The organism is Paenibacillus sp. NFR01 (assembly GCF_900111565.1).
Lineage (GTDB): Bacteria > Bacillota > Bacilli > Paenibacillales > Paenibacillaceae > Paenibacillus_AQ.
Genome location: NZ_FOIK01000001.1, coordinates 1621494 through 1635678, shown reverse-complemented (window position 1 = coordinate 1635678; position 14185 = coordinate 1621494). Strand labels below are relative to the sequence as shown.

General features: G+C 55.3%; 16 protein-coding genes and 1 tRNA gene. 14 read left to right on the top strand and 3 right to left on the bottom strand.

All coding sequences use genetic code 11. The features are described from left to right. The first annotated feature begins 225 nt into the window (after positions 1-225). Positions 226-354 carry a hypothetical protein gene (locus BMW84_RS25140; RefSeq protein WP_302848089.1) on the top strand — a complete coding sequence of 43 codons (129 nt, stop codon included), beginning with the start codon at positions 226-228 and terminating at the stop codon, positions 352-354. A 348-nt stretch (positions 355-702) separates the two neighbouring features. Then, positions 703-781: transfer RNA gene (locus tag BMW84_RS07535), tRNA-Pro, on the top strand. 60 nt (positions 782-841) lie between these two features. Here BMW84_RS07535 and BMW84_RS07530 read toward each other — a convergent pair. Further along, complete coding sequence (locus tag BMW84_RS07530; protein WP_091066188.1) at positions 842-1054, bottom strand: hypothetical protein; 213 nt, start codon at positions 1052-1054, stop codon at positions 842-844. 218 nt (positions 1055-1272) lie between these two features. Between BMW84_RS07530 and BMW84_RS07525 the strand changes: the two genes are divergently transcribed. Then, positions 1273-1524: a hypothetical protein gene (locus BMW84_RS07525; protein WP_091066186.1), complete on the top strand. Its 252-nt coding sequence runs from the start codon at positions 1273-1275 to the stop codon at positions 1522-1524. Between the two features lie 74 nt (positions 1525-1598). Here BMW84_RS07525 and BMW84_RS07520 read toward each other — a convergent pair whose 3' ends face one another. Continuing rightward, on the bottom strand, positions 1599-2540 hold the full coding sequence (locus BMW84_RS07520) for a DUF4097 family beta strand repeat-containing protein (protein ID WP_091066183.1): 942 nt from the start codon (positions 2538-2540) through the stop codon (positions 1599-1601). 640 nt (positions 2541-3180) lie between these two features. On the opposite strand from BMW84_RS07520, the gene rplS reads away from it, so the two are divergent. From rplS to BMW84_RS07470, 9 genes are all read left to right on the top strand, one after another. Continuing rightward, positions 3181-3525, top strand: a complete 345-nt coding sequence (gene rplS / locus BMW84_RS07510; protein ID WP_019910375.1) for a 50S ribosomal protein L19 — start codon at positions 3181-3183, stop codon at positions 3523-3525. A gap of 206 nt (positions 3526-3731) precedes the next feature. After that, positions 3732-4352, top strand: a complete 621-nt coding sequence (gene lepB / locus BMW84_RS07505) for a signal peptidase I (protein WP_091066179.1) — start codon at positions 3732-3734, stop codon at positions 4350-4352. Between the two features lie 37 nt (positions 4353-4389). Beyond that, a complete protein-coding gene (gene ylqF / locus BMW84_RS07500; protein ID WP_091066176.1) occupies positions 4390-5250 on the top strand; it encodes a ribosome biogenesis GTPase YlqF in 861 nt (286 codons plus the stop codon). Between the two features lie 175 nt (positions 5251-5425). Continuing rightward, complete coding sequence (locus tag BMW84_RS07495; protein ID WP_091068165.1) at positions 5426-6037, top strand: ribonuclease HII; 612 nt, start codon at positions 5426-5428, stop codon at positions 6035-6037. 81 nt (positions 6038-6118) lie between these two features. Then, a complete protein-coding gene (locus BMW84_RS07490; protein ID WP_091066174.1) occupies positions 6119-8392 on the top strand; it encodes a hypothetical protein in 2274 nt (757 codons plus the stop codon). Next, positions 8389-8706, top strand: a complete 318-nt coding sequence (locus BMW84_RS07485; RefSeq protein ID WP_254772893.1) for an EscU/YscU/HrcU family type III secretion system export apparatus switch protein — start codon at positions 8389-8391, stop codon at positions 8704-8706. Before BMW84_RS07490 ends, BMW84_RS07485 begins: the two co-directional genes overlap by 4 nt. After that, positions 8703-9089, top strand: coding sequence for a YraN family protein (locus BMW84_RS07480; protein WP_091066173.1), 387 nt, complete (start codon positions 8703-8705; stop codon positions 9087-9089). Before BMW84_RS07485 ends, BMW84_RS07480 begins: the two co-directional genes overlap by 4 nt. A gap of 154 nt (positions 9090-9243) precedes the next feature. Beyond that, a complete protein-coding gene (locus tag BMW84_RS07475; protein WP_091066171.1) occupies positions 9244-9654 on the top strand; it encodes a hypothetical protein in 411 nt (136 codons plus the stop codon). Between the two features lie 147 nt (positions 9655-9801). Beyond that, positions 9802-11463: a YifB family Mg chelatase-like AAA ATPase gene (locus BMW84_RS07470; protein ID WP_091066168.1), complete on the top strand. Its 1662-nt coding sequence runs from the start codon at positions 9802-9804 to the stop codon at positions 11461-11463. A gap of 235 nt (positions 11464-11698) precedes the next feature. Here the strand turns inward: BMW84_RS07470 and BMW84_RS07465 are convergent, their stop codons facing one another. Then, complete coding sequence (locus BMW84_RS07465; protein ID WP_091066166.1) at positions 11699-12127, bottom strand: organic hydroperoxide resistance protein; 429 nt, start codon at positions 12125-12127, stop codon at positions 11699-11701. 140 nt (positions 12128-12267) lie between these two features. Here BMW84_RS07465 and BMW84_RS07460 point away from each other — a divergent pair, with 140 nt between their 5' ends. Next, complete coding sequence (locus tag BMW84_RS07460) at positions 12268-12735, top strand: MarR family winged helix-turn-helix transcriptional regulator (RefSeq protein ID WP_091066164.1); 468 nt, start codon at positions 12268-12270, stop codon at positions 12733-12735. A gap of 263 nt (positions 12736-12998) precedes the next feature. Continuing rightward, positions 12999-14156, top strand: a complete 1158-nt coding sequence (sucC, locus tag BMW84_RS07455) for an ADP-forming succinate--CoA ligase subunit beta (RefSeq protein ID WP_091066162.1) — start codon at positions 12999-13001, stop codon at positions 14154-14156. The last annotated feature ends 29 nt before the right edge of the window (positions 14157-14185 follow it).

Sequence of the window (14185 nt, the reverse complement as noted above, 5' to 3'; positions counted from 1 at the left end):
TTAAATATGTAGGTCGAATAGAAATGGCGTCTTGTTAACGTATCGTACGTTGGGAAGGCGTTTTTTTGTGCAGGCAGACGGACACAGAAGGTTCACAGGTGAATCGGGTAGAATCCTGCGTCAATGGTGGAATACGGGGGTAATAATTAAAGCTGCCTTCGTGCCGCTGCCCTTGATTAAGCTGCCCAGACATTACAATTTATGAAGTGAAGGGAATGAACTGAAGTGAAGACGGATACGCCTAAAGAGTATCAGACCGGAACAGACACGTCCCGGAAGGAAGCGGAGCCGCTCCGCACTGTAAGTGACATCATCGATTATTATAGAAACCGCGACGACGGCTTTAAGGCATAAGACTGCTTTGGGCCACCGTTAAAATGAAAAAAGACCGTCCGAAGACGGTCTTTCTACCCGTGGCGCTATTTGTTGCTGTGATCCGTATCCCGCGCCGCCATGGCAAAATGATTAGCCGATGGCCCGGGTAAGGGATACGTTCAACATTTCATTACAGATGTGAACGCACCTCCTTTCCTTGTGCCTAGAGTATAGCACAGCCTTTTGCGGAAATCTATAAAATTTTAATATTTTTCGCAACTTTTCTGAACCGGAAAATGAATGAAGACACGCCGCTTAGATATTTTGAGGAATGTGCACGCAGAAATAAACATAGTTATGTAGTGGCCGTCAATTATTTTCGCGTTGTCGGGGTATAGCGCAGCCTGGTAGCGCGCACCCTTGGGGTGGGTGAGGCCGTGGGTTCGAATCCCGCTACTCCGATCCAATAAAAAACCGCTTCCACACCGAGTCTCTCGGAGTGGAAGCGGTTTTGTTGTTGCGGGGGTTATAGCGGATTGGATTGGTTTCTCGGTTGCGAATCTTTGTCTTTACGAGTCAGCATCATAATACCGGTTCCCAGCGAGTAGAGGCCGATTAAGGCGAAAACAACTACTACCCATACATAATTTTGCACCGTGTAGATCATCGCCGCGAACATCACGAAAATGGCGATGCGGAGAATACCTTCATTGATAAATGGTCTACTGGATGCACTCATGGCCATGGCCTCCTATATGATCGATTTAAGCTTCCATCGATACGTAAATGTTTTGATATTTGTAACATTATTATAAACCTTTTTCGCGCGAAAAGACACATAAAATTCACAAGTTAATTATTTCACAGCTGCCCGATTTTCCTCCGGGGACGATTGCCGTTACCGGCTTATCCCCTGGTTCATAAAATACAGCAACACGAATAAGGGAGGGTTCATCTGTGGAAGCTTATTATAACTGCCTTCGTTGCAAAAACAAGCGGGTGCGCATTATGACCAGAGACGGCAACCGTTATGAAGGCGTCGTTGTCGATGTCGATGCCAACAATGTTTATTTACGCGTAAAAAATAGAGACAAAGCCAAAACCTCCGCCTTCTATCCGCCGGGAGCATATTACGGCGGTTTTTACGGCTACGGCAGCGAAATTCTTACACTGAGTCTGTTCACGCTGCTTGCTATTGCCCTGATCTGATTGCCGTTCATCGATAGAAAATGCAAACAGGGTTATCCGGAACCGCCGGATAACCCTGTTTTTTGTGAGGAATATTATTGCACAGAGATAGAGCCCACCTGTGAATTTAGCTCGATGAGCGGGCCGCCCCCGTTAACATCCTGTGTTCCTTTAGCCGTCCCGGAAATGCGTCCCAACTCGCTGGAGGCTTTTAACGTGTAGCTTAATTCAGGAGCCATCTCGGCCGAAATACTGCCGACATTGGTTTTCGCCTTTAGGGAGGCGTTTTTGTCAATGCCCCGCATGTCTAAGGCTATTTTTCCGGTATTGGAGACGATACGGGAGTTCCCGGTGATAACCGCCTCCTGCAGCGTGATGTTTCCGACATTGTCGGTGATGTCGAAGGTACCGCTAAGACCGCGCAGTTCGACCGACCCGACGTTATTGCTCAGCGTAAATGCCGTAACCTGATCTGGAACTTGAATTTCATAGGTTATCGTGAAATTCGAATCACCGGTTTGTTTATTCACCCATTTCCAGAGATCCGCATTCGGACTGCTTTGGGGGTGTACGGAGATTTGCGATTCATTGCCGTTACTTTTAATGAAAATACGGGCTTCGTCTACCCAATTCTGCTTAGGGTCCGGCTCGTGATCCGTAATGATGGCCTTAACCAGCAGCTGGTCACCGCTTCCCGCTACCACCTTGATTCCGCCTGCCGGGTTATCTACGGTAAGCTTTGTGACTGAACCAATTGCCGCCGATGAGGACAATTCCGTCTGCACGCCATCCGCCATGGCCTGGTCCGCCAATTGTATAGCCGAATCTGTTACTGCCTGCTGGGCATCGGCGGCAACGCCGTCAATCGTTTCTTTGATGGCGTCACCGAAGCTGCGATCCTCGTTTTCGTTGCCGATGGCCTGCTCCAGCTGTTGGTCCGCCGCTTCTTTTCCCGGCAGCTCGCGACAGCCGGCCAATAATAAAAAGGATAGGACTGCCGCTGCGGCTACGATAGAAGTCGTATGCTTATCTCTCAAGGTTTCATCCTCCAAACCCGTAAAATCGGAATTATGTATAATAAAATTATACGACATGGTAAATACTAGAAGAAGCGTCCCGGGGCGGGTTGTCGGCTGGACTAAAGTCCAGGATACCTAAGCCGCTCACTATAATTTAGTGAAGGATTATGGTAAAATAAGCGTACGATTTTGACCGAGAGAGCAAAGGAAGCGGGTGGGCCAAATGCAGATTGCGGCAAGTATAATGGTGTTGCTATTGGCGGCGGCAGGCGGTTATTATGCACTCAGCAGCCGGCGCAAGGGGGAAGCTTCTTCCCGGCCCGGAACTCCAAGCAATGTGATTCCGATGGATAGACACCGCAAGGCGAAACAGCATGCAGCGGAGCAGCAGTGCTCCTCATGCCGGAAGAAGAACGGAAAGTTAATTTTTTATGCCCAGGATAATGGAAGCGTTGTCGGATTATGCAAGGAATGCCGTGCCAAAGCGAAGAAACGGGATATGATGCCACTATAGCCTAAAAATATCTTGTCTTTGTTTCTTTTTTATGCTATCATAAATTCTGTTGTGTGGAATACGGTGGTCCTCTGTGGATAATGAGGGAGAGCAACGGCTCTCCGGAAGAGACATGAACACCTGTACGGAAGGAGGAAGTCCTTAATGAATATCCTACAAGCTATTACTCAAGAGCAACTTCGTAAAGATATCCCTAGTTTTCGTCCTGGGGACACTTTGAAGGTGCACGTAAAAGTTATTGAAGGAACTCGTGAGCGTATCCAGCTGTTCGAAGGCGTTGTAATCAAACGTCGCGGCGGCGGAATCAGTGAGACTTTTACGGTTCGTAAAATTTCTTACGGTGTTGGTGTGGAAAGAACATTCCCGATCAACTCGCCTAAAATCGAGAAAATCGAAGTGGCTCGCCGTGGTAAAGTGCGTCGTGCGAAGCTCTACTATCTTCGTGACCTTCGCGGTAAAGCTGCAAGAATTAAAGAAATCCGTCGCTAATAAAGCGGCAAAGGGAAGGGGCTTGAGTTCAAGCCCCTTTCGTTTATCGAAAGGCTCCGATAGGAGTTTTTCTTTTGCCTAAGGACCAGCTTCTCCGAAAAGGCCTCCTGACGGAGTAATCGTGGGGGACTTTTCGGAGGAGCTTTTTTTCATATGAGAAGTGAGCATTCGATAAAGGTTGAGGCCTAGAGAGAGGACGGTGAACCATGCAGCAGGATATGCAGCAAGGAGAAGGCGAAATCGTAGAAGAGAACGGCAAACGCCCCAAGAAGCAGAAAAACGAAGCGCTCGAGTGGATCAAGGCGATTGTTATTGCGCTTGTTCTGGTCATTCTGATCCGCTGGCTTTTGTTCAAACCGTTTATTGTGGACGGACCTTCCATGCAGCCTAATTTTCATACCGGCGAGCGTGTGATCGTCAACGAAATTTTGTATGATTTCCGCGCCCCGCATAAAGGGGAAGTCATTGTGTTCCATGTTCCGTCGGAGGGACGGGATTTCATCAAACGCGTAATTGCCGTGGCCGGCGATACGGTGAAGGTTGAAGGCGATGTGGTGACCGTCAACGGCGAACCGATCGATGAACCCTACATCAAAGATGCGGTGGATGCGGCGCATAACAACAACGCCCTTTACAATAACAAAGATTTCCCGAACGAGGACTTTCCGGACGGAACCGTTCCCGAAGGACATATTTTTGTCATGGGCGACAACCGCTCGGACAGCACGGACAGCCGGATGATCGGCTATGTGCCGCTTAGCGACATCGTCGGACGCGCGGACCTGATTTTCTGGCCAATGGACGACATCAAAGTCATCAATCATTAGAATGTAAGCCATAATAATCAAAGGAGGTGACGGCCACATGACCATTCAATGGTTTCCGGGTCATATGACGAAAGCACGACGGCAAATCGAAGACAAATTGAAGCTGATTGACGTGGCGATCGAGCTGCTCGATTCCCGCCTGCCGCTTTCCAGTCGCAATCCGATGATTGACGATATTTTACGCGATAAGCCAAGGCTCATTATTCTCAATAAAAGCGATTTGGCCGATCCCGAGGCAACGCGCAAATGGCTTGCCTACTTCAAAGCGGAGGGGCATCTGGCCCATCCTGTAGACGCGGCGACAGGTACGGGGATTAAAGACATTCCCGGGCAAGTGCGGCTGCTGCTGAAGGAGAAGATCGACCGGCAAATCGCCAAAGGCATGAAACCCCGTCCAATGCGTGCGCTGATTGTCGGTATTCCCAATGTCGGCAAATCCACGCTGATTAACCGGATGGCCGGCAAAAACATTGCCGCAACCGGCGACCGTCCCGGGGTAACCAAAGGCCAGCAGTGGATCAAAACGGGCGGTGATTTAGAGCTGCTCGATACACCGGGCATTTTGTGGCCGAAGTTCGAGGATCAGGACGTCGGCTACCGGCTGGCGATCACGGGCGCGATCCGCGAGGAGATCCTGAACGTGGAGGACATCGCTTTTTATGCGGTAAAATATCTGCTAAAGGATTACGGGGCGCGCTTCCAGGAACGCTTTGGCATCGACAAGCTGCCAACCGATATCGAAAATCCGGACGAGATTATCGCCGTCATGGAAGCCGTCGGACGCAAACGCGGCTGCCTGATTAGCGGCGGACGGGTCGATCTGGAAAAAGCCTCGCGCACCCTGCTCCATGAGCTGCGGGCCGGCAAGCTCGGAACGTTTACGCTGGAAACGCCGTAACCGAATACGCTTATGCAGGAATGGAAGAGCCATCCGAATGACGGGTGGCTCTTTTTTGCGTTCGAGAAAAAGCAGAGGCTCCTTGAGACAGCATATTCCGGATGCCCCTATGGCCTACTTATGTTAAGCTGGTAGAAGCGATAGTTTAGGAGGAAGTAATGTGAGCACATTGGATATGTTGTTATATGAAAAAGAATGCTGGGAGCGGTCTTACCGGCGCATTGCCGGCGTAGACGAGGTCGGCCGGGGTTGTTTGTTTGGCGATGTGGTGGCCGCGGCGGTCATTTTGCCGGAAGGCCTTATTATAGATGGAGTCGATGACTCTAAGAAATTGTCTGCCAAAAAACGGGACGCCTTGTACGAGCAGATTATGGAACAGGCGCTTGCTGTAGGCATCGGATTTGTGGATTCGGCACTGATCGACGAGATCAACATTAAGCAGGCTTCCAGGCTGGCGATGCGAAAAGCGGTGGAAAGCTTAGCCGAAACTCCGGATTACATGCTGGTCGATGCCGAGAAAGTGGATTTGCCGCTTCCGCAAAAGGCAATCATAAAAGGGGATGCAAACAGCCAATCGATTGCCGCCGCATCGATCGTTGCCAAGGTAACACGCGACCGGCTCTGTGAAGGTGCATGGCAGGAGCTGTATCCGGATTACGGTATTAACATACATAAAGGCTATGCCACCAAGCTGCACCGCGAGCAGCTGGTTGCCCTCGGCCCGACGCCGATGCACCGGCGCAGCTTTATCGGGAAGATTCTCGCCGAACAACAGACGTTATTTTAGTTATATTATAGAGATTTACGAAGCAGGCCGGTTTGTCGATATAAAGAGTACGGTGAAATATGCGAAGGGAGGCGGCCTTGAATGAATATCGGATCGATTGTCCGCGGTTTGCTCGGCGACAGTAAGGCGGGAGAAGCGAAGTCCGTGGAGCTGAAAGAAGGACAGGTGGTGCGCGGCGTCGTGCTCAGCGTGTCCGATTCCGGCCATGAAGCGGTGGTGCAAATCCAGGGCACGCCGGTAAAGGCTGAGCTGGAAACGCCGCTTCAAGCCGGCCAAACGTTAAACTTACAGGTGGGAGCCCCCGGTCAAAACGGTCTGCCTGTCTTGAAGGCGGTCGCCGGAGATGGCGTGCTTTCTTCGCCGCAAAATATGGGAGAAGCGCTTAAGTCGCTTGGATTGACGGAAGCGAAGGGCGGCTATGACATTGTCCGGGCAATGGTTACCGGCGGACTTGGGTTGAATAAGGAAACTGCGGATACGCTGGCCAGCGTGCTCAGCGCCAAACCGGCGAATGTGAGTACCGAGGAATGGCTCGGGGCAGCGGTTTTATCGTTAAAACGCGGGCTTCCGGTAACGCCAGAGTCGGTCAAGGGCCTGCAGCAGGCCGTGTTTGGGCCGAAGCTGCATGACCTGCTGGCCAAACTGGAGGCCGAGGTCGCCGTATGGGCACAGCTGGACGCAGCCGGAGAAGGCGAAGCTCTGCCTTCCGCCGGACGTGCTGCAGCAGGTGCTTCCGGCTCCGCAGGACAGCCGTCCGGAGCCGGAAGTTCGGGTTCCGGCGCCCAGGCAGCCGGAACTCCGGCCACGCCGGCTGCCGGTCCGGGTACCGGAACGGCGCAGGAGACCGCAAATGGCGCGGGAACCGCCAAGGCGGCTGTGCAGGCGGCAGGGCCGGGCAACGGAACGGCCACTGGCGGTGGCGCAGCGGCAGAGCTTTTGGCCGGGGCGGATGCGGACCGGGCGCTGCAATCGGAAGAGGGAGCGCCGGAGGCAAAAGGAGCAGCTGCCGGAACTGGCGCTGCGGGAATAAATGCGGATGAAGGCGGAGAAGCTTCAGCCCGACCGGCCGGGACAGTCGGAGGTGCCGCCGCGGGTGCGGCAGCAGGAGCTACGGCCAGCGAAACTGGTGCCCCCGGCATGAACGCCAACGGGGCAGGAACTGCTGCTGGAAGTGAAATTAGTGCAGCAGGTGCAAAAAATGCGGGAGCAACCGGAGCGGGTGCAGCAGGAGCGGGTAATACCGAAGCAGGCCGCATAGCGACAGGCGAAGCGAGCCATGCAGGTGCAACCGGAGCAGATGCAGCTGGAGCCGGTGGAACCGCCCCCCGGGGGAGCAGCGCCGGGCTGGGCGGAACGCCGGCTGCTGCAGGCCCTGGCGCTGCAGCCAATGGCGGCGGGGCCGCGGACACGGACGCGGCCTCTCCAGGTGCGGCGGCCGGGAATTCCGCCGCCGCAGAAGCCGCGGCGCGGACGGTACCCGCGCCGCCTTCAGGCACCGCCCTGCTCGCGAAGCTGCAGGGCGTACTGACCGAGCTGCGCGGCACGCTGCCGCAGCTCGGCAAAGCGCCCGCCGCTGCGCAGGCGGGCGACACTGCCCCGCCCGAGGCGGCGGGGCAAGGGCAGGCCCGCGCGGACGCTGCGCCGCGCGGGGACAGCCCGGCTGCGGCAGCGCAGCAGCCGGTGGCCGCGCCCGCACGCGACGTCGACGCGTGGGTGGGGCGCGTGCTCAAGCTGCTCGGTGCGGAGCACGAGCAGCAGGCCGTGCGCGGCGGCGGGGCAGCCGCCGCGGGAAAAGCGGCCGGCGCGGACGATGCCGGCACGCTGAAGGGCACGCTGCTGCAGCTGGCCGGCAGCAGCGAAGTGCCGCCCGCGGTGAAGGAAGCCGCGGGCCAGCTGGTGCAGCAGCTGACCGGCCAGCAGCTGCTGCTCAACACCGACCGCACCGCGCCGTTCGCGCAGGTGACGCTTTTCCTGCCGCTAAAGGGCGAGGATGGACGGGAGACGGCTTCCGTCCAAATCCAGTCGCGGCGCGGCCGCAAGGGCGAGCTGGATGCCGGCAACTGCCGGCTGTGGTTTGACCTTGACATGAAACAGCTGGGGCGTACGCTCGTCGACGTGCAGGTGGTGGACCGGATCGTAAGCCTTAAATTGCATAATGACGAACCTTGGGTGCAGGAGCTGCTGGAAGGCCGGCGCGAGGAGATCCGCAGCGCCGTGGAGTCCATTGGCTACCAGCTATCGGGCCTGCGGACCGAGCCGCTCCCGGCTCCGGCGGCACAGGACGCTTCGGAGACGGCCGGCAAGCTTGCGGATTATGTGCCGGATGCATACAAAGGAGTCGATTACCGCATATGAATGAGGATGCCCGGGAACAAGCAAACGATGAAATGGCCAAGCGCATGAAAAAGGCGGTTGCGCTCAAATATACGCCGGGCCAAAGCGAGGCGCCGGTCGTCGTCGCCAAGGGACAAGGCGCGGTGGCTGAGGCGATTTTACAGAAAGCCAAAGACAACGGGGTAGCCGTCCAGGAGGATGCCGCCTTGGTGGAGGTATTGTCCAAACTGGATCTGGACCAGCAAATTCCGCCGGAACTGTACCAGCTGGTGGCAGAAATTTTGAGCTATGTCTACCAAAGCGACCGTGCCGCAGGGGAGCGGATGAACCGGTGACGGGGCGTCCGCCGCAAGCCCGGTTGAACCGGAAACAAAAAGGAGCGGCTGCCGAACAAGCGGCGGTACACTATTTGCTGTCTAGGGGATACCGGATTGTTGCCCGCAACTGGCGCTGCCGCAGCGGCGAGCTGGATGTTGTAGCGGAACGGGAGGGTACACTCGTGTTTGTGGAAGTGCGCAGCCGCAGCGGCCATGGCGCTCAGGGAACCCCCGAAGAATCGGTGGATATGCGCAAAATCCGTCAGGTTCGCGCGACGGCGGAAGTATACATACATCAGGTCGGCACGGCAGGCCGGACGGTCTCTTTTGACGTGATTGCCGTGCAGTTGGGGGAGGGTGCAGAGGTCGTTTCGCTCAACCACATCCGCGGCGCCTTTTAGAACGGAGAACGCAGGCGCCGCGCGGGAAGTCTGTCATTTGCCGACGGCTAAAGGTTCCTTTTGTGGCGTGGGTCATTCCTCAAGTGAAGTGGGTAAACAAGTATTAAGATTTTACAGTTTGCTATTTATTTGTCACCATGAGGAGGCTGTCACCGTGAGGAATCAACCGTCCGATCTTCAGATCAGTTTTGCATGCCAGCATTGCGGGCAGCACATTAACGTTCATATGGGCGATGAGCCTTTGACGGTTGTATGCTGCGACAACTGCAACAAATCCTTTACGGTCATGCGTCCGGCCATCGCCGAGGAGATCTTGATCGATTGGGAAAAGGAAGCGTTGTTCCAGAAAATCCGCGCTGAGCAATCCATCAGCAGCAATAATAGCCTGCTTTCGCTCGTCATCCGGGTCATCGAGCTGCTGACCTGGCGCGATCGGGGAAACGGGCAGGTCGAAGCCATCAAAGAGATGCGGGAGTGGCTGATCCGCAATGAGGAAGCGCCGCCGCTCGCCGAGCTTATCCGCAGCGATCCGAACCGGCGGATCCGGCGTGACCGAAGGCAATGATTTCTTCTCCCATAGATTTATATTGCCAGTTCGCTGTCAGCCTTTTATACTGGTAACAACGGATTATAGGAAAAATGAGGAAGCACCCTTTTTCTTGGAATCGCACGCTTTACGGCGTGTATTTCGGAAGAAGAGGTGTTTTTTTTGATGTACGGAAAAATGTACAGTGCCTGCCTGTACGGAATCGAAGGCGTCATGATCGGCGTGGAGATCGATCTAGCGAACGGCCTTCCCCAGACCAGCATTATCGGATTGCCGGATTCGGCGGTCCGCGAAGCGGTGGAGCGGGTCCGCGCCGCGGTCAAAAACTGCGGCTACCGTTATCCGCAGCAGCGGGTCACCGTCAATCTGGCTCCTGCGGATTTGCGCAAGGAAGGGTCGGCCTTCGACCTGGCCATTGCGATTGGAATCCTGACGACAAGCGGCCAACTGCATATGCCGGCCGCCGGGCAGCTGCTGCTGATCGGCGAACTGGCGCTTGACGGCAGCCTGCGCCCGGTAACCGGTGTGCTGCCGATGGTCGCGGCTGCACGGCGCGCGGGCTTCGAGGCCGTGCTCGTTCCCTCCGAGAACGCAGCGGAGGCGGCGTTGATCGACGGAATAAAGGTTTACGCGCTGGAGCATTTGCGCGGACTGGCCGATCCGCAGCAGCCCGGCGGGAGAGAAGCCGCAGGGATGGATCAAGTTTCGGCTTATCCGCCGCTGCCTTTTCCGGTTACTGTGAGCGACGGCGGCGGTGACCGGCCGCCTGTCGCTGCTGTACCGCTGGAGCAACTGCGGTACCATCCCGCACGGGTGACGACGAGCGGACAGGCTGCGGATGGAGAGGCGCTGCAAGAAGATTATGCCGATGTACTGGGGCAAAATCATGTCAAACGGGCACTGACGATTGCCGCAGCCGGGATGCACAATATCATCCTTACCGGACCGCCGGGCACCGGCAAGACCATGCTGATTAAGCGGCTGCCGACAATCATGCCGCCCTTGCGCGACAGCGAAGCATTGGAAGTAACGCAAATCTTCAGCGCAGCAGGCAAACTGGAGGGCGGACGCTCCGGACTGTTGCGCACCCGGCCGTTCCGTTCGCCGCATCATACGATCTCGGCGGCGGGGTTGATCGGGGGAGGCGGCGTCCCGCGTCCGGGCGAAGTCAGCCTGGCACATCGCGGCATTCTGTTTCTTGACGAACTGCCGGAGTTCTCCCGCAGCGTGCTTGAGGTGCTGCGGCAGCCGCTGGAGGACGGCGTCGTGACGATCAGCCGTGCCCGCGCGGCATTTACATATCCCGCAAGCTTCCTTCTTGCGTGTTCGATGAATCCGTGTCCTTGCGGATTTCTCGGCGCCGGGCTTCCCCAGCGCTGCACCTGCAGCCCTGCACTCATCGCCCGGTACAGGTCGCGCATCTCCGGGCCGCTGCTTGACCGGATCGACATGCAGGTGGATGTGCCGCGCCCGGCGGATTGGGGGCGCAATGCAGGTCCCCCGCGGGCCTCGGCCGAGATGCGCGGGGAAGTGCTGCAGGCGCAGGCGATCCAAAATGAGCGGTACAAACATCTTTCGTTTTCATGGAACAGCGAACTGTCCGGAGCCGCGCTGCGGCGGTTTGCGAAGTTGGACGTCCAGAGTGCCGCGCTGCTTCATGGCATTTTGGACGGCCTTGGACTCAGCATGCGTTCGCATGACCGGATCATCAAGCTGGCCCGGACGATTGCCGACCTGGAAGCCTCGCCGGCCATTACCCCGGCGCATTTGGCGGAGGCGGTGCAATACCGCAACCTGGATCGGCAAATTACGCTGGAGGAATCGTAACTAGCCGCTGAGAGTTCGCATTACGCTCCGGATGAGATGGGATTGAATGGGATAACAATAAAAGATGACAGGCAGGCGATAAGAGGGCAAGCCATGTAGATGTTCATCAGTCCCGGATCTTGCGTGTTTGTGCAAGGTTCGTCTAGTGAACGCTGCAAGTACAGCAGAGCAGGCCGCCGGATCGTCCGGCGGCCTGCTGATTGGTTGCTATTTCTTTTTCTATGCGTGGCGTGAATTACAGAACATTCAATTCCACATGGATGTTGCCGCTGGTAGCCCGGGAGTAAGGACATACGCTGTGCGCCGTTTCCACCAGTTGAACAGCGGTTTCGCGATCTACGCCTTTCACCAAGACGTCGAGTTTGACGGCCAAGGCGAACCCGCCGTCGTCGGCTACGCCGAAGCTGACATGTGCAGTAACTTCGCTGCCTTCGATTTTGATGCGCTTCTGGTTCGCAACCAGATTCAGCGCGCTGTCGAAGCAAGCGGAATAGCCTGCCGCAAAGAGCTGCTCGGGATTGGTGCCTTCGCCGCCGGCGCCGCCCATTTCTCGCGGGGTGCTGAGCGAGGCGCTGAATTTCGGCGCTTCGGATTCTACGCGTCCGGCTCTGCCGCCTACCGCTTTTGCAGTTGTTTCGTACATTTTCTTTTGAATGGTTAACATGTTTTATCCGCTCCCAACAAAATATATTTTACACAATTTAATTTAACACAAAATAAAAGATAGTCAACAAATTTTTTGCTATTATCATGAAAATGCAATTCAATTGTGATAAACTAATGGCAGAAGGCAGGTGAAGAACAATGCAGAAAGTACCTCCGCAAGAATTGATGCTGGAGAACCAGCTGTGTTTTACCATTTACGCATGTTCCCGGGAGTTCACGAAGCTGTACCAACCTCATTTGGACAAAATCGGACTGACCTACTCCCAGTACTTAGTGATGATCGTTCTTTGGGAGAAGGGACAGTGTACAGTTAAGGAAATCGGCGAAGCGCTGTTCCTGGATTCCGGGACCCTGACGCCGCTCCTCAAACGGCTGCAAGCGGCCGGACTGATTCTCCGCGAACGTTCGGCACAGGATGAACGCAAGGTATTGATTTCGCTGACCGACAAGGGCTGGGAGCTGCAAAACGAAGCTGTCTGCATTCCCGGAAGAATGGCCGAAGGCGCCAAACTGACTGCGGAAGAATTTGTAGGTTTTCTCGGTCAGTTCAAAGAGCTGCTCTCGCGGATTCACGAAGCGAATTCCAATCCAAATAAATGCGATTGATAATCGTGTCAATATAATCGTTCGCAATTCGGCATGAAATCAAGCGAAAATGTATGTACAAATCATGAATATTTTTAAGGAAAGCGTTTTTAAATCATGTTACAATATTCTGGGTTTCCTATTCTGACATATAGCTAATATAGGTGCAGATGAACCGGGTATTGTAGTTTTTACCGGTCTGGACCCGGCTTTGGACAATCAAACGGAAAGCGGAAGGCCGCAGGCTGAATGCGGTCTGCCGCGAATTTTAGGAGGCTTCCGGTATGAATATCCACGAGTATCAGGGAAAAGAAGTACTTAAGAAGTACGGCGTCGCCGTACCGAACGGAAAAGTAGCTTATACAGTGGAGGAAGCGGTAGAAGCTGCGGCGACGCTGGGTACGCCGGTAACGGTGGTGAAAGCGCAGATTCATGCAGGCGGCCGCGGGAAAGCCGGAGGCGTTAAAGTGGCGAAATCGCCCGATGAGGTGCGGCGTTATGCCGGGGAGATTCTCGGGAAAACGCTGGTCACCCATCAGACCGGACCGGAAGGAAAGGTCGTCAAACGGCTGCTCATTGAAGAGGGCTGCCAGATCGTGAAGGAATATTACATCGGTCTCGTCGTGGATCGCGGCAGCGGTCGCGTCGTCATGATGGCCTCCGAAGAGGGCGGCACGGAGATCGAAGAAGTGGCTGCGGAGCATCCGGAGAAGATTTTTAAGGAAATCATCGATCCGGTCACCGGTCTGCAGACCTTTCAGGCCCGCAAGCTGGCGTATAACATCGGCATTCCGTCAGAGCTGGTAAATAAAGCGGTCAAGTTCATGCAAGCGCTGTATTTGGCTTTTGTGGATAAGGATTGCTCGATCGCTGAGATCAACCCGCTGGTTGTGACCGGAGACGGCAATGTACTGGCGCTGGATGCCAAGCTGAACTTCGATTCCAATGCGCTGTTCCGCCACAAGGACATCTTGGAACTGCGGGACCTTGACGAAGAAGACGAAAAAGAAATCGAAGCGTCCAAATTCGATCTTAGTTATATCGCGCTGGATGGCAATATCGGCTGTATGGTCAACGGCGCTGGTCTGGCGATGGCGACGATGGATATCATCAAATATTATGGGGGCGAACCGGCTAACTTCCTCGATGTCGGCGGCGGCGCGACGAAGGAGAAAGTGACGGAAGCCTTTAAAATCATATTGTCCGACGAAAAAGTGAAGGGCATCTTCGTCAACATTTTCGGTGGCATTATGCGCTGCGACGTCATCGCGGAAGGCGTTGTCGCCGCGGCGCGGGAGCTGGGTCTGACCAAACCGCTCGTCGTGCGGCTGGAAGGCACCAATGTAGCGCTCGGCAAGCAGATCTTGGCCGGGTCGGGACTGAATATTGTGGCGGCCGATTCGATGGCGGACGGCGCCCGTAAAATTGTGGCTCTGGTGTAATTCGACAAACTAAGTGAGGATGTGACGGA